The organism is Massilia putida (assembly GCF_001941825.1).
GTDB classification, from domain to species: domain Bacteria; phylum Pseudomonadota; class Gammaproteobacteria; order Burkholderiales; family Burkholderiaceae_D; genus Telluria; species Telluria putida.
Window position 1 is genome coordinate 3,581,328 of record NZ_CP019038.1, and the last position, 15,580, is coordinate 3,596,907.

The 15,580-nt window shown below is 61.0% G+C and carries 11 protein-coding genes, 2 tRNA genes, 2 rRNA genes and 1 pseudogene; 4 read left to right on the forward strand and 12 right to left on the reverse strand.

Going from position 1 to position 15,580, the window contains the following annotated elements; all coding sequences use genetic code 11:
• Nucleotides 1–131: 131 nt before the first annotated feature.
• Both BVG12_RS18135 and BVG12_RS18140 read right to left on the reverse strand, forming a co-directional pair.
• Nucleotides 132–1,247, reverse strand: coding sequence for an aminopeptidase (locus BVG12_RS18135; protein WP_083685189.1), 1,116 nt, complete (start codon nt 1,245–1,247; stop codon nt 132–134).
• 9 nt (nt 1,248–1,256) lie between these two features.
• Nucleotides 1,257–3,338 carry a molybdopterin-containing oxidoreductase family protein gene (locus BVG12_RS18140; RefSeq protein WP_075796435.1) on the reverse strand — a complete coding sequence of 694 codons (2,082 nt, stop codon included), beginning with the start codon at nt 3,336–3,338 and terminating at the stop codon, nt 1,257–1,259.
• A 124-nt stretch (nt 3,339–3,462) separates the two neighbouring features.
• On the opposite strand from BVG12_RS18140, the gene BVG12_RS18145 reads away from it, so the two are divergent.
• Nucleotides 3,463–4,659 carry a M20 aminoacylase family protein gene (locus BVG12_RS18145; protein WP_075793627.1) on the forward strand — a complete coding sequence of 399 codons (1,197 nt, stop codon included), beginning with the start codon at nt 3,463–3,465 and terminating at the stop codon, nt 4,657–4,659.
• A gap of 31 nt (nt 4,660–4,690) precedes the next feature.
• On the opposite strand, the gene BVG12_RS18150 is transcribed toward BVG12_RS18145, so the two are convergent.
• From BVG12_RS18150 to BVG12_RS18175, 6 genes are all read right to left on the reverse strand, one after another.
• Nucleotides 4,691–5,467 carry an ABC transporter ATP-binding protein gene (locus BVG12_RS18150; RefSeq protein WP_075793628.1) on the reverse strand — a complete coding sequence of 259 codons (777 nt, stop codon included), beginning with the start codon at nt 5,465–5,467 and terminating at the stop codon, nt 4,691–4,693.
• A complete protein-coding gene (locus BVG12_RS18155; RefSeq protein WP_075793629.1) occupies nt 5,457–6,239 on the reverse strand; it encodes an ABC transporter permease in 783 nt (260 codons plus the stop codon). The genes BVG12_RS18150 and BVG12_RS18155 overlap by 11 nt, the downstream gene beginning before the upstream one ends.
• A 16-nt stretch (nt 6,240–6,255) precedes the next feature.
• The gene (locus BVG12_RS18160; RefSeq protein ID WP_075793630.1) at nt 6,256–6,690 is read right to left on the reverse strand and encodes a cupredoxin domain-containing protein; all 435 of its coding nucleotides are present in this window, start codon (nt 6,688–6,690) and stop codon (nt 6,256–6,258) included.
• Nucleotides 6,687–7,253 carry an SCO family protein gene (locus tag BVG12_RS18165; RefSeq protein ID WP_075793631.1) on the reverse strand — a complete coding sequence of 189 codons (567 nt, stop codon included), beginning with the start codon at nt 7,251–7,253 and terminating at the stop codon, nt 6,687–6,689. Before BVG12_RS18165 ends, BVG12_RS18160 begins: the two co-directional genes overlap by 4 nt.
• Entirely contained in the window at nt 7,250–8,290 is a 1,041-nt protein-coding gene (locus BVG12_RS18170) for an ABC transporter substrate-binding protein (protein ID WP_075793632.1), read from the reverse strand. Before BVG12_RS18170 ends, BVG12_RS18165 begins: the two co-directional genes overlap by 4 nt.
• A 153-nt stretch (nt 8,291–8,443) precedes the next feature.
• Nucleotides 8,444–9,343, reverse strand: a complete 900-nt coding sequence (locus BVG12_RS18175) for an NAD(P)-dependent oxidoreductase (protein ID WP_075793633.1) — start codon at nt 9,341–9,343, stop codon at nt 8,444–8,446.
• A 151-nt stretch (nt 9,344–9,494) separates the two neighbouring features.
• Here BVG12_RS18175 and BVG12_RS18180 point away from each other — a divergent pair, with 151 nt between their 5' ends.
• The 3 genes and pseudogenes from BVG12_RS18180 to BVG12_RS18190 all read left to right on the forward strand — a co-directional run.
• Nucleotides 9,495–10,034, forward strand: coding sequence for an acyloxyacyl hydrolase (locus BVG12_RS18180; protein ID WP_229503648.1), 540 nt, complete (start codon nt 9,495–9,497; stop codon nt 10,032–10,034).
• 90 nt (nt 10,035–10,124) lie between these two features.
• Entirely contained in the window at nt 10,125–11,570 is a 1,446-nt protein-coding gene (locus tag BVG12_RS18185; protein ID WP_075793635.1) for a DHA2 family efflux MFS transporter permease subunit, read from the forward strand.
• A 69-nt stretch (nt 11,571–11,639) separates the two neighbouring features.
• Nucleotides 11,640–11,945 (forward strand): annotated as a pseudogene (locus BVG12_RS18190) (aldo/keto reductase); the annotation flags it as partial.
• A gap of 119 nt (nt 11,946–12,064) precedes the next feature.
• On the opposite strand, the gene rrf reads toward BVG12_RS18190, so the two are convergent.
• From rrf to BVG12_RS18210, 4 genes are all read right to left on the reverse strand, one after another.
• A 5S ribosomal RNA gene (rrf, locus tag BVG12_RS18195) occupies nt 12,065–12,177 on the reverse strand.
• Nucleotides 12,178–12,300: 123 nt separating this feature from the next.
• Nucleotides 12,301–15,177 (reverse strand): 23S ribosomal RNA (locus tag BVG12_RS18200).
• A gap of 219 nt (nt 15,178–15,396) precedes the next feature.
• Nucleotides 15,397–15,472 (reverse strand) — tRNA-Ala (locus tag BVG12_RS18205).
• A 23-nt stretch (nt 15,473–15,495) separates the two neighbouring features.
• Nucleotides 15,496–15,572: transfer RNA gene (locus BVG12_RS18210), tRNA-Ile, on the reverse strand.
• Nucleotides 15,573–15,580: the final 8 nt, after the last annotated feature.

Below are 15,580 nucleotides of genomic sequence, written 5' to 3' on the forward strand. Positions count from 1 at the left end.
TTGAACGCGGCCCAGAAAAATCGCACGGTCGTGCTGATATTACTAAGCAAGATGCTATCGGGCAGCGCGCCCGGACGCAAGCACTTTTGCGCTTTTCGAACAACGACTCTATCGACGTTTGACCAAAATGGCTACGGGCGTATTTCGCTGCGCTGCACCATCAGCGGCGCGGTCACGAGCGGCGGCACCATCCCGTTCAGCACGCGGTGGCGGTCGGACCGGTCCATCTCGGCCAGGCGTTTCACGGCGTCATAAAACTTTGGGAAGCTGCCTTCACGCTGCAACAGGGCGCGGAACGCGGGCACGAAGTCCTCATAGGTCGCAATCGACGCCAGGTGGGCATTGGACAGCGGCTGGTCGAAGAAACGGTCGTAGCCCGCGTAGCCGCCCCAGTTGCCCTTGAGGACCTGGTACTCGTCCTTGAGCTCTTGGAACAGGCGCACCTTGACGGCCCGTTTTTCCGCATCGCTGCGGTCGATCACGGCGTAATTCTGCTCGAGCGCCTTGCGGTACTTCATCAGCAGACCGAGGAAATCCTTCTTGCGGCTGCGGTAGCGCGCGTAAGCGTCGCGCATCTGCTGGTTGCCGAAGCGTTCCATCCAGCGCTCGACACCGACCTCTTCCACGGTCGACGCGAACGACTCATTGAATTGCGAATCGCCCTGCACGTACACGATCTGGTGCGCCAGTTCGTGGAAGATCATGCGGGCCAGTTCGCCGTCCGGGTAGTTGATGAACGTGGAGATCAGCGGATCGCTGAACCAGCCCAGGGTCGAATACGCGGCCACGCCGCCGACCTCGACATCGTCGCCCGCGTCGCGCAGCTCTTTCGCGTACGACTCGGCCGCGTCCTTGCTGTAATAGCCGCGGTAGTTCACGCAGCCGGCCACGGGGAAGCACCATTGCAGGGGCTTGAGCGACAGCTCGGGCGTGGCGACGACGTTCCACAGCACGTATTGCCGCTTCAGCGCCGCGTAGTTTTTATAACTGTTGTTGTCGGGTAAAGCCATTTCGGCAACTGCGAAGCGGCGGATCTGGCGCGCCGTCTCGAGGCGATGGCGCAGTTTGGTACTGGTGCCGGGGTCAGCGATCCAGTCGTCGATCGGACGGGCGTCCGACAGGAGTTCAAGCTGGCCTTGGGCCGCCTGGGTGTAGTAGTTCAGCGTCGAGCAGCTGGCCAGCAGCCCCGCCGCCGTGCCGGCAAACAGCACGGTGCGGAACCACGGGGTGATTCGCGAAAGTTTCATATTTCCAGATCATGGTGCGGCCTTTTCAACCTGCACCAGCGTGTCGTAAAAGGTGGGCGCCCGGCCCATATCGGTCAGGCGCTGACTGGTGACTTCATTGGCGTTCTTGCCGTCGCTGGCGAGCTTCTTCCACCAGATCGACAGGCCGACCACGAGGCCGGCCCGCGCGCGGGCGGTGACCCGGGCGCGCGCGACGAACGCGCCCCGGTCGTTGAAGATGCGTACCATCTCCTTATCGACGATGCCGCGGACAGCGGCATCAAGAGGATGGATGTCCAGGTGCGGTTCACCTTCCGTTGCGCGGAGGCTCTGGACATTGACAAAGGTTGAGTTGAGGAAGTTCCTGGCCGGCGGAGAAATCATCGCCAACGGATATTTCTGCGCCAGTTCGGGGTTGGAGGCGACCGACTCGTAGTTCGGGATATAAGTCGGCAGCGGATCGAGACCGTCGGCCAGCATCGAGGCGGAATAAAATTCGCACTTGCCGGACGGCGTGGGAAAACCGCCTTCGGCGAACGGCGCGGCCGGCATGTTCAGCTTTTGCCAGCCGGTGCGCTTCAGCGACGACCAGTCGAAGTGGACGGCGCGTTCGTGTTTCTTGTCGAACGCCTGGGCCGCCAGTTCGTCGTCCGTCTCGTCGAAGGCCGGATCCGTGAAACCCATGCGCTTCGCGATCAGGCGGAAGATTTCCGTATTCGGTTTCGACTCGCCCAACGGCGCGATCGCCGCGTTATTGGCCATCATGTACAGGTGGCCATACGCGAGGTGCGCGTCGACGTGTTCCAGCTGCGTGGTGGCCGGCAGCAGGATGTCCGCGTAGTCCGCGGTGTCGGTCTGGAAGTGTTCCAGCACCACGGTAAATAAATCTTCGCGCTCGAAGCCGCGTTGCACCTGCGCCGAATCGGGCGCGATCGCGAGCGGGTTCGAGTTGTAGACGATGACGGCTTCGATCTTCGGGCCGAACGCGGGCGACGCCTCTTTCTGCAGGTCGGCGCCGATGGTGTTCATATTGATCGTGCGCGGCAGCTTGCCGCGCAACAGGTCCGGGCGTTGCAGGGTGACTTTATCGGCCGGGAACGTGCCCGACGTCGACAACTGCACGCCACCAGCGGCGTGACGCCATGCGCCCACGAGGGCCGGCAGACAGGCGATGGTGCGCACGGCCATGCCGCCGCCATGCACACGCTGCAGGCCGTAGTTCATGCGGATCGCGACCGGCTCGCCCAGGCGCGCCGTGCGGCCGTATTCGCGTGCGAGGTCGACCACTTCATCGACCGTGATGCCGCAGGTTTGCGCGGTGCGCTCCGGCGTCCATTCGGCCACGCGGTCCTTCAATTGCGCGAAGCCGAACGTGTATTTCTCGATGTAATCGTGGTCGAGCAGGTTGTCCTTCACCAGCACGTGCATCATGCCCAGCGCCAGCGCGGCGTCCGTGCCGGGCATCAGCGCGATGTGCTGGTGACATTTTTCCGCGGTGAGCGAGCGATACGGATCGATGGCGATCAGCTTCGCGCCGCGGCGCTTGGCTTCCTGCAAACGCGTCCACAAATGCAGGTTCGACGCGATGGGATTACCGCCCCAGATCAAGATCAGCTTTGCATCCTGGAACTGTTCGGTATCCGTGCCGATCGAACCACCGATCGTGTATTTGTAACCGGTGGCGCCGGCATTCGCGCACACGGTGCGGTCGAGCAAGGAGGCACCGAGCGTGTTAAAGAAACGCATGGCCATCGCCTCGCCCTGCACCAGACCCATCGTGCCGCAATAGCTGTACGGCAGGATCGCCTGCGGGTCGCGCGCGGCGATGGGTTGCAGGCGATTTGCAATCTCGTCGAGCGCCTGCTCCCACGTGATGCGTTCGAACTTGCCTTCGCCTTTTTTACCCACGCGGCGCATCGGGTACAGCAGGCGGTCGGGGTGGTACGTGCGTTCGATGTAGCGCGAGACCTTCGTGCACAACACGCCGGCCGTCGTCGGATGATCCGGATCGCCCTTGACCTCCGTGGCCACGCCATCCTCCACGGTCACGAGCAGCGCGCAGGTATCGGGGCAGTCATGCGGGCAGGCGCCGCGGACGATGGTCTTGGTCATCGGATTCATCCAGAAAAACGTCGATAAACCAGTACTTTATACGATTCCAGCGCCAGCCGTTGGGCCCCTGGCGTTGCACATGGTGGAAGGGCTACAATAGTTCAAAACATGCACGGAGATACGAATGAGACTGGTCGAACCTATTCTCGCTTACCAATCCGAGCTCGAAACGATCCGGCGCGACATCCACGCCCATCCCGAACTCTGCTACGAAGAACAACGCACGGCCGACGTGGTCGCAAACCGTCTGACCGAATGGGGCATTCCCGTGGTCCGCGGCCTGGGGGTGACGGGCGTCGTCGGCATCATCAAGAACGGCACCTCGAACCGCGCCATCGGCCTGCGCGCCGACATGGACGCCCTGCCGATGCAGGAACTCAACACATTTGATCACGCGTCGCGCCACGCCGGCAAGATGCATGCTTGCGGTCATGACGGGCACACAACGATGCTGTTGGGTGCAGCCCACTATCTGTCGCGGAACCGCAACTTCGACGGCACCGTCTACCTGATTTTCCAGCCGGCCGAAGAAGGCGGCGCCGGCGCGCGCCGCATGATGGACGACGGCCTGTTCGAACGCTTCCCGATGGACGCCGTGTACGGCATGCACAACTGGCCTGGCATCAAGACGGGCAGCTTCGGCGTCGTCGCGGGGCCGATGATGGCATCCAGTAACGAGTTCCGCGTCGTGGTCAAAGGCAAAGGCGCGCACGCCGCGCAGCCGCACCGCGGCATCGACCCGGTGATGGTCGCCGTGCAGATCGCGCAAGGTTGGCAGACGATCATCTCGCGCGAAAAGAACCCGCTCGACACGGCCGTGCTGTCGATCACGCAGATCCACGCCGGCAGCGCCACGAACGTCATCCCCGACGAAGCCGTCATGATCGGCACCGTGCGCACGTTCTCCACTAGCGTGCTGGACCTGATCGAGCGGCGCATGAACGAGATCGCAAGCGGCCTCGCGGCGGGCTTCGGCGCCACCGTCGATTTCTCGTTCAAGCGTAACTACCCGCCCCTGATCAACCATCCGGAACAGACGGCGTTCGCCATCGAAGCGATGCGCGCGGTGGTGGGGGCGGACAATGTCGACACGAACGTCGAACCGACGATGGGCGCCGAGGATTTCGCGTTCATGCTGCAGGAAAAGCCGGGCTGCTATGTCTTCATCGGCAATGGCGACGGCGACCACCGCTCGCGCGGGCACGGCCTCGGACCGTGCCAGCTGCACAACGGCAGCTACGACTTCAACGACCACCTGCTGCCGATCGGCGCCAGCTTCTGGGCCAGATTGGTCGAGATGAGCCTGCCGCTGGCAGGCTGAGCGTTACAGCCGCCGCGTTACAGCCCCCGCTTTACAGCCCCAGTTCCCGCAGCACGGCTTCCTTGAGATCCTGTGCTTCGGGGCTGGACATCTTGCGCGGATGCGGGATGTCGACGTCGAACGTGGCCTGGATCGTCGTCGGCCGCGGCGACAGCACGACGATGCGGTCGGCCAGGTGCACGGCTTCCTCGACGTCGTGCGTGATGAGCAATACGGTGTGGCGCTCTTCTTCCAGGATGCGCAGCAGTTCCATGCGCATTTTCAGGTTCATGAGCGCGTCGAGCGCGGAGAACGGCTCGTCCATGTAGAGGATCTCGGGCTTCATGACGAGCGCCCGCGCGATCTCCACGCGTTTCAGCATGCCGCCGGACAGTTCGTGCGAATAGCTCTTTTCGAAACCTTTCAATCCCACCATCGCGGTGTAGTGGTCGGCCAGTTCCGCCTTCTCGGCCTCGCTGATGCCGTCCAGCCCGAACATCAGGTTCTGTTGCACCGTCAGCCACGGGAATACGGAACCATGCTGGGAAATGAGGATGCCTTTCGAACTCGGTCCATGCCGCACCTGGCCGTCGATGACGACGCTGCCCTCGTCGGGCGAGTCGAACCCGCACAGCATTTTCATCAACGTGGATTTGCCGCAGCCGGACGGTCCGACGATGGCGACGAATTCGCCGTCGCGGATGGTCAAGCTGATGCCGCCGACGACCGGCAACGTGCCCTTGCGGGTCTCGAAGCTTTTCTTGATGTCGTCGACGACGATCTTGTCCGCGACCTTGTATTGCACCCTTGGCTGCACCTTAGCGTCCATAGCGCCACCTTACCATTTTGAGACGTTCCAGGAGACGGGTGATCCCGTCCAGCATGAGGCCGATGATGCCGATGATGATCATGGCGGCGACGACCAGGTCGTAGCGGTTGCCCGCGTTGCGCGAATCCATGATCAGGTAGCCGAGACCCGAACGCAGCGCGATCATTTCCGCCGCCACCACCACCAGCCAGGCGACGCCCAGCGTGATGCGCATGCCGACGATAATCTCCGGCAGCACGGCGGGAATGATCACCTGGCGATACAGCTTGGCACGCGAGACGCCGAAGTTTTCCGCCGCGCGCAGGTAGCGCCGTTCGATCGTGTGCACGCCGGCGGCCGTCTGGACGATCATCGGGAACACGGACGCGATGAAGATCAGGAAGATCGGCGACGCGTTACCCACGCCGAACCACAGGATCGCGAGCGGGATCCACGCGATCGGAGAAATCGGGCGCAGCAACTGGAACAACGGATTGAGCGTGACCCAGGCGGCATCCATGCGGCCGATCCACAGGCCCAGCGGAATGGCGACGGCGATCGCGAGCAGGAAGCCGCTGCCGACCCGCATCAGCGAGGAACCGATGTGGTCCCACAGCGTGCCGTCCTGGACCAGTTCCCACGTGCCCGTGACGACCTGCCACGGCGTCGGGAAGATCGCGCTGTGCGTCTGGACCACGACGATCCACCAGACCGCGATCAGCAATGCCAGCACGACCGCCGGCGCGATGATCCGCGCCCGCTTCTGTGCAAAAAAACTTTTTTTCTTTTTCACAGCCTTCCGTCCCCTGTCATGTCTTCGATGTGTTCAACCACTGCATGGCCGTGCGCGCGCGCCACGCCAGCCGCCGCCAGCCTGCATCGGGCGCCGGATCGACGACGATGCGCATATGGCCGCTCGCGTGCGCCGTGCATTCGAACTGGACGTCCCCCGCGACGCCGAACGGCATCTTGAAGCTCTGGCCCGGCATGATGAGCACGGGCCCGAACGTCTGCGGCACCTTGTCGAGATTCCTCAGCACGAGGACGTCCTTGACGCCCAGCGTCAGCCGGATTTCCGCCGGCAGGATCTCGACCTTGTCGCCCGCCGCGCGCCGCGCGTACGTCCCTGCGGGAATCTCGAACAACTGCTCGCGCGAGCCCGCGGAAACCGGCGCGAACATGGCCCAGAGGACCACGGTGGCCAGCGCCGCCGCGGCCAGTTCGAGGATGCGGGAACGTGTCATGGGCCCAGCAGGACACGCACGTCGTGCACAACATCGTCCACCGCGCGGCCATACGGACTCAATGCCCGCAGCTTGCCGGACCGGTCGACGAGGTAGACGAAGGACGAATGATTGAAACCGTAATTCGCGCCGTTGCCGGTCCTTACGGCCGTGACGCCGTACTCCTTGCGCACCTCGGCCAGTTGCGCGGCGGGGCCGGTCGCGCCCACGAACGTCGGGTCGAACGCCGTCAGGTAGGCGCGCATCCGCTCAAGCGTGTCGCGCTCCGGATCGACGGTCACGTACACGACCTGGAAATCCTTGCCCTGCGCGCCCAGCTTGGATTTCACGGCCGCGAGTTCGGCAAGCGTCGTCGGGCACACGGCCGGGCAGGATGTGAAACCGAAGCCCAGCGCCACGACCTTCCCGCGGTAATCGGAGAGTTTGAGGGGCTTGCCGGTCGAACCCTGCAACGTGAAATCCGGCGCCATCCGGGGCGGCGAGAATTCGCCCGATTTCAGCGCGTCGGCACCCGCAGCCAACGGCAAAGCAAGCACTAACAGCGCTGTGGCGATGCGTTTCATAGCGTGATCGCGACGGGGCGGACGGCTTTGAAGAAGCTGTCGTCCACGTACTGGCTGAACTGGACGGGCTTCTTGAGCGTGCCCGCATCCAGCGACATCTGCATCAATTCGTCGAATTCCTTCGGGATGATGCGCAGGTCGCCGTACGTGACGCGGTCGCTCGGATTCGTCATCACGAATTTCAGGATCTTCGGGTCCTGGTTGAAGTATTTCTTGGTGGCGGCGATCGCGATGGCGCGGTCGCGGTGCGCGGGATCCGCATCCATCCAGGTGCCGGCCGCCTGCACGTAATTGACGAGGTCCTGCACGGCCTGGCGGTTCTTCGCGATCAGGTCTTCGCGCACGGTGAGCACGCAGCAGATGTAATTCGGCCACTCGTTGCGCGTCATGCGCAGCGGCGTCGCATACCCGGCCATCTGGGCCGCGGCGCCGAACGGCTCGCCCGTGCAATAGGCATCGATGGCTTTCGCGTACAGCGCGGCCGGCATGTCCGGCGGCGGCATCTCGACCAGTTCGACGTCCTTGATCGACATGCCTTCCGCGAGCAGCATCTTGCGCAGGAACAGCAGGTCGACGGCGAACCGGCTGGGAATGGCGACGCGCTTGCCCTGCAGGTCGCGGAAGTGCTTATAGCCCGCATCCGTGCGCACCATGATGACGGCGCCCGAACGGTGACCCAGCGACACGACCTTGACGGGAATGTTGCTGGACACGAGGTCCATGACCATCGGCGCCAGCACGTAGGCCGCCTGGATACGGCCGGCCATCAGCGATTCCTTGAGTTCGGGGAAGCCGCTGTATTTGCTGTACTCGAATCCGAGCGGCTGTGCCGGCTGTTTGGCGGCGGCGCTATCCGCCGCTTTCGCCGCGCACGCGACGGGGAGGGTCAGGTTGCAGGTCACGGGCAATCCACCGACGACCAGGGATTCGCTCTTCTTCTCCGAAGAACACGCGACCAGACCGGAAGGCAACATCATTGCCGACGCCAGTTTCAACAGCTGCCGCCGGGCGCGGAAACCGTCTTCCAGAATATCCATGCTGCCCCTGTAATGGGTTCATTATGTGCGGCAAGTGCTGCGTTGAACCGCGCTCCCCTGCTGCGTGTCTCCGAAAATATTACGTAACGATGTAATACCGCAGGGAATTATACGTAGTTGTATTGATTGCGCAAACAGTTAGTGAATGATCCGCTACGGGAGACGGTCCGGTGCGGTGCCCAGGCGTTTACCGGGATTCATCCGCTCCAACGCGATGAGACCCGCCGCGTGGTCGGCGGACGGGATGTCGCCTTCGATGGTTTCGTACTGGCGCGTCACCAGTTCCGTCACCGGCAAGGTGACGCCGGCCGCGTTCGCCGCAGCCAGGATATTGCGCTGGTCCTTCAACTGCGTCTTGACCTGGCCGCCCGGCATGAAGTTCCGCTCCAGCATGCGCTGTCCGTGCACTTCCAGCACACGGCTGCCGGCAAAGCCGCCACGGATCGCGTCGCGCACGGCGGCCGGATCGGCGCCTGCCGCTTCCGCCAGCAGCAACGCTTCGGCCACGACATTGATCGTCGCGCCGACGATCAACTGGTTGCACAGCTTGGCCACCTGCCCGCTGCCGACGGGGCCGACGGCTTTCGGATTGCCCAGCACGCGCAGCACGGGTTCGGCCTGCGCGTAATCGGCCGCGTTCGCACCGGCCATGATCGCGAGTTGGCCCGCTTCCGCACCGCCCACGCCGCCGGACACGGGCGCATCGACGAAGCGGCAACCCGCTTGCTGCAGACGGGCGGCGAACGTCAGGGCTTCGTCCTGGCGCGTGGAACTCATATCGATCCACAGCGTGCCTTGGGCCAGTGCCGGCAAGGCATCGGCGATGACCTGGCCGACGACCGGTCCCGCTTCCAGGATCGTGATCACGATGTCGGCGCCGCGCACGGCGTCAATCAGGTCGGCGTGCGGTTCGGCCCCGGTCGCGCGCAGCGCTTCGGCCTTGGCGGCCGTGCGGTTCCAGACGCGCAGGGGATAGCCGGCCTGGGCCAGCCGGGTCGCCATCGGCTTGCCCATCAGGCCGATGCCGAGAAATGCCACAGTCGGTAATGTCATTGCATCCTCACGAATATCCATTGCCCACATTCTAGCAATTGATAGGTCGACCACGTCCTTTCACCGACCTCGCTACAATAGCGGTTTGGCCGTGACCATTTTGCTTGCACGGCTTACTCTCACAGCAAAGGCAATGTTCTCCATGAAAAAAATGATGCGTTCCCTGGCGGCCGTGGCCGCGTTGTCGGCCGCCACGGCGGCTCACGCTGCCGACGGTATGTTCGATTCCGCGTCGGTGGAAGCCGGCGGCGGCGAGCACGTACAGGTCGTCCGTCTCGCGGTCCAGAAGGACTGGAACAAGAACTGGCTGCCGGCCGGCGGCTACCACCTGTCCGGCTACTGGGACGCGAACGTCGCTTACTGGCGCGCCAACCAGTGGCTGGACGTGCCGGGCGAGAAGAAGGACCTGGCCGTGGTCGGCATCACGCCGGTGTTCCGCTGGGAAGCCAACGACAAGCTGGGCTTCTACGCCGACGCCGGCATCGGCGCCGCCGTCTTCTCCAGCGTGTACCGCAACACGCACCGCCAGCTGTCGACCGCCTTCGAATTCGCGGACCACGTGGGTGTCGGCTATGTGTTCGCCAACAAATGGGAACTCGGCGCGCGCCTGCAGCATTACTCGAACGGCGGCATCAAGCATCCGAACGGCGGCGTGAACCTGCTGCTGCTGAAGGCTGCGTACCACTACTGATCGCACGTCCCGCACAAGTCGGGCTTGCGGGATTTATGTGACAATCGGAGCCGGCGGCGCCTGCTCCGAGCGTCGCATCAGATAATCCCGATGACCGATACCGACACCATCAAACGCTATTTGCCGTGGCTGGTGGCGACTGCCCTGTTCATGGAGCAGCTCGACGCCACCATCGTCAACACCGCCGTCCCCAGCATCGCGGCCAGCCTGCAAGTCACGCCGCTCAGCCTCAAATCCGTCGTTACGAGCTATATCCTCAGCCTGGCCGTGGGCATCCCGGTGAGCGGGTGGATGGCCGACCGCTTCGGCACGCGCCGCGTCTTCTTCACGGCGATCGCGATCTTCACCGTGGCGTCGGTGCTGTGCGGCCTGTCGCTGAACGCGCCGATGATGGTGGCGGCCCGCCTGCTGCAAGGGCTCGGCGGCGCGATGATGATGCCGGTGGGACGTTTATCGATCATCCGCACGTTTCCGAAAAACGAGTTGCTGGGCGCGATGAACTTCGTGATCCTGCCGGCGCTGATCGGCCCGCTGCTCGGTCCGACCGTCGGCGGCCTGATCGTGCATTGGATTTCGTGGCGCGCCATCTTCTTCGTCAACGTGCCCGTCGGCCTGCTCGCGCTCTACCTCGTCTGGCGGCATATGCCGGACTACCACGGCGCCGAGCCGCGCCCGCTGGACGTGATCGGGCTCATCCTGTTCAGTTCGGGCACGGCGATCCTGTCGTGGCTGCTGGAAGTCTTCGGCGAACACACGCTCGACCCCATGACGGCCGGCCTGATGCTGGCATTGTCCGTCGCGCTGCTCGCCGCCTACGCCTGGCACGCGAATGAGGCGCAGTTCCCGCTGCTGCGCCTGGCATTGTTCAAGGTGCGCACGTTCCGCATCTCGGTGCTGGGCGGCTTCATCACGCGCCTGGGCATCGGCGGCCTGCCGTTCCTGCTGCCGCTGCTGTACCAGTTGGGTTTAAAACTGGCGCCGTGGCAATCGGGCCTGTTGATGATGCCGACGGCGGCTGCCGCGATGGGCATGAAGCTGATCGCGCCGAAAGTGCTCGCGCGCTTCGGCTACCGCCAGGTGCTCACGTTCAACACGATCTGCATTGGCCTGACGATCGGCCTGTTCTCGCTGGTCGGTCCGGCCACACCGTGGTACGCCATCGCCGGCATCGGCTTGCTGCAGGGCTTTTTCAATTCGCTGCAATTCTCGAGCATGAACACGCTGGCCTATGCCGACGTCGAATCGAAAGATTCGAGCATGGCCAGCACGATCGCCTCGTCGTTCCAGCAATTGTCGATGAGCTTCGGCCTCGCGGCCGGCTCGCTCGTGACGGCGTGGTTCCTGGGCCGCGTGCCGCAGACCGACCAGGTGATGGTCACCAAGGCCCTGCACCACGCGTTTGTCGCGCTGGCCGTGATGACGATGCTGTCGTCCATCGTGTTCGCCCGCCTGCGCCGCGGCGACGGCGAAAGCATCACCAGGAGCAAGGCGGCCACCGCGGTGGCTCAGGATCCGGCGCCGCTGTCGCAGGCCTGACGCGTCACTCCGTCAGGGTCACGATGTTGCGGTTCGGATCGGCCATGTTGCCGGCCTCGCTGAACGGCAAACATGTACAACCTCGTCCACCGTAATGACGACGACATGATCGATGCGTTGGCGCGTGACGGCATTCCCTATGTGCCGTTTTTCCCGCTGGGCGGTTTTTCGCCGCTACAGTCGGAGACGTTGTCGGCCGTCGCGGCCGGGCTGGGTGCGACACCGATGCGGGTGGCGATCGCGTGGCTGTTGCGACGTTCGCCGAACATCCTGCTGATTCCCGGGACGTCCTCGGTTGCGCATCTGCGCGAGAACATGGCGGCGGCGGCGCTCGTGTTGCCGGACGAGGTGATGGCGAAGCTGGAGAGGATGTAAGAAGCACGAAGCCCGCTCAGGCAAGGATGGGCGGTGCCGATCCGGCCGGGCGGGCTTCGTGTTACCGAAAGCAAAAAGCCCGCTCAGACTGAACTGAGCGGGCTTCTGCGGAATAACTAGCCTGACGATAACCTACTTTCACACTGGTTGCAGCACTATCATCGGCGCAAAGTCGTTTCACGGTCCTGTTCGGGATGGGAAGGGGTGGTACCGACTTGCTATGGTCATCAGGCATAACTTGTACGAGCGCCGCAGCTTGAATGCATGCGTCACTCTGAATCTGGAAGAAGTGGTTTTAATCTGTTGTGTCAACAAACAGCCGAACCCTTGTATTGGCAATGACTGCCAAGGTTATAGGGACAAGCCGTACGGGCAATTAGTATCGGTTAGCTTAATGCATTACTGCACTTCCACACCCGACCTATCAACGTCCTGGTCTCGAACGACCCTTCAAGGAGCTCAAGGCTCCGGGAAATCTCATCTCAAGGCGAGTTTCCCGCTTAGATGCTTTCAGCGGTTATCTCTTCCGAACTTAGCTACCCGGCAATGCCACTGGCGTGACAACCGGTACACCAGAGGTTCGTCCACTCCGGTCCTCTCGTACTAGGAGCAGCCCCCTTCAAATTTCCAACGCCCACGGCAGATAGGGACCAAACTGTCTCACGACGTTTTAAACCCAGCTCACGTACCACTTTAAATGGCGAACAGCCATACCCTTGGGACCGGCTACAGCCCCAGGATGTGATGAGCCGACATCGAGGTGCCAAACTCCCCCGTCGATATGAACTCTTGGGAGGAATCAGCCTGTTATCCCCAGAGTACCTTTTATCCGTTGAGCGATGGCCCTTCCATACAGAACCACCGGATCACTATGTCCTACTTTCGTACCTGCTCGACTTGTCGGTCTCGCAGTTAAGCACGCTTATGCCATTGCACTATTAGCACGATGTCCGACCGTACCTAGCGTACCTTCGAACTCCTCCGTTACACTTTAGGAGGAGACCGCCCCAGTCAAACTGCCTACCATGCACTGTCCCCGACCCGGATCACGGGCCAAGGTTAGAACCTCAAACGAACCAGGGTGGTATTTCAAGGTTGGCTCCACGAGAACTGGCGTCCCCGCTTCAAAGCCTCCCACCTATCCTACACAGATTGGTTCAAAGTCCAATGCAAAGCTACAGTAAAGGTTCATGGGGTCTTTCCGTCTAGCCGCGGGTAGATTGCATCATCACAAACATTTCAACTTCGCTGAGTCTCGGGAGGAGACAGTGTGGCCATCGTTACGCCATTCGTGCAGGTCGGAACTTACCCGACAAGGAATTTCGCTACCTTAGGACCGTTATAGTTACGGCCGCCGTTTACTGGGACTTCAATCAAGAGCTTGCACCCCATCATTTAATCTTCCAGCACCGGGCAGGCGTCACACCCTATACGTCCACTTTCGTGTTTGCAGAGTGCTGTGTTTTTATTAAACAGTCGCAGCCACCAGTTTATTGCAACCCTTTCACCCTCATGGAGTAAACCATTCAAGCTACCGGGGCGTACCTTATCCCGAAGTTACGGTACCAATTTGCCGAGTTCCTTCTCCCGAGTTCTCTCAAGCGCCTTAGAATACTCATCTCGCCCACCTGTGTCGGTTTGCGGTACGGTCTCGTATGACTGAAGCTTAGAGGCTTTTCTTGGAACCACTTCCGATTGCTTCGTGTCGCAAGGACACCCGTCTCGACCCCTTGAATTACGCGCCCGGATTTGCCTAAGCGCCTTCTATGAGTCAAAAACCAGCTATTCCAACAGCTGGACAACCTTCCGCGATCCGTCCCCCCATCGCATCATACGACGGTGCAGGAATATTAACCTGCTTCCCATCAGCTACGCATCTCTGCCTCGCCTTAGGGGCCGACTCACCCTGCTCCGATGAACGTTGAACAGGAAACCTTGGGCTTTCGGCGAGAGGGCTTTTCACCCTCTTTATCGCTACTCATGTCAGCATTCGCACTTCCGATACCTCCAGCATCCTTTACAAGACACCTTCTCAGGCTTACGGAACGCTCTCCTACCATATGCGCAAGCGCATATCCGCAGCTTCGGTGACTGGCTTAGCCCCGTTACATCTTCCGCGCAGGACGACTCGATCAGTGAGCTATTACGCTTTCTTTAAATGATGGCTGCTTCTAAGCCAACATCCTGACTGTTTTAGCCTTCCCACTTCGTTTTCCACTTAGCCAATCTTTGGGACCTTAGCTGGCGGTCTGGGTTGTTTCCCTCTTGACGCCGGACGTTAGCACCCGACGTCTGTCTCCCAAGCTCGCACTCATCGGTATTCGGAGTTTGCAATGGTTTGGTAAGTCGCAATGACCCCCTAGCCATAACAGTGCTCTACCCCCGATGGTGATACTTGAGGCACTACCTAAATAGTTTTCGGAGAGAACCAGCTATTTCCAGGTTTGTTTAGCCTTTCACCCCTACCCACAGCTCATCCCCTAATTTTTCAACATTAGTGGGTTCGGACCTCCAGGGCGTGTTACCGCACCTTCATCCTGGCCATGGGTAGATCACCTGGTTTCGGGTCTACACCCAGCGACTGTCGCCCTGTTCGGACTCGATTTCTCTACGGCTCCCCTATTCGGTTAACCTCGCCACTGAATGTAAGTCGCTGACCCATTATACAAAAGGTACGCCGTCACCCCACGAAGAGGCTCCGACTGTTTGTATGCACACGGTTTCAGGATCTATTTCACTCCCCTCCCGGGGTTCTTTTCGCCTTTCCCTCACGGTACTGGTTCACTATCGGTCGATTACGAGTATTTAGCCTTGGAGGATGGTCCCCCCATCTTCAGACAGGATTTCTCGTGTCCCGCCCTACTTGTCGTACGCTTAGTATCACCGTTCGGATTTCGTGTACGGGGCTATCACCCGCTATGGCGTCTGTTTCCAAAGACTTCCACTATCCGATCGACTATCACGTACAAGGCTCATCCCATTTCGCTCGCCACTACTTTGGGAATCTCGGTTGATTTCTTTTCCTGCAGCTACTTAGATGTTTCAGTTCGCCGCGTTCGCTTCGCATACCTATGTATTCAGTATGCGATGACCTAAAAGGCCGGGTTTCCCCATTCGGAAATCTGCGGATCAAAGTGTGTTTGCTCACTCCCCGCAGCTTATCGCAAGCTACTACGTCCTTCATCGCCTGTAATCGCCAAGGCATCCACCATGTGCACTTATTCGCTTGTCCCTATAACGTTGGCCCCTGCATGAGTATCAGGGAACGTCATAACAACAAGGATTCAGCTTACTTTGTTTGTTGATACATACAGATTACTACCCTAAGTGTTCGATACATTTTTCAACGTATTGAACGCTTAAAGAAAACTTTACTTCTTCCAGATTGTTAAAGAACGAGAACTACACTTATCGAAGACTCAGGTCTTGGATAAATGCAGTGAACAGAGAGTGGTGGAGGATGACGGGATCGAACCGACGACCCCCTGCTTGCAAAGCAGGTGCTCTCCCAGCTGAGCTAATCCCCCAATACATGGACAACAGCGTTGACTGGTAGGGCTGGTTGGACTCGAACCAACGACCCCCGCGTTATCAACACGGTGCTCTAACCAGCTGAGCTACAGCCCCGAAAACTC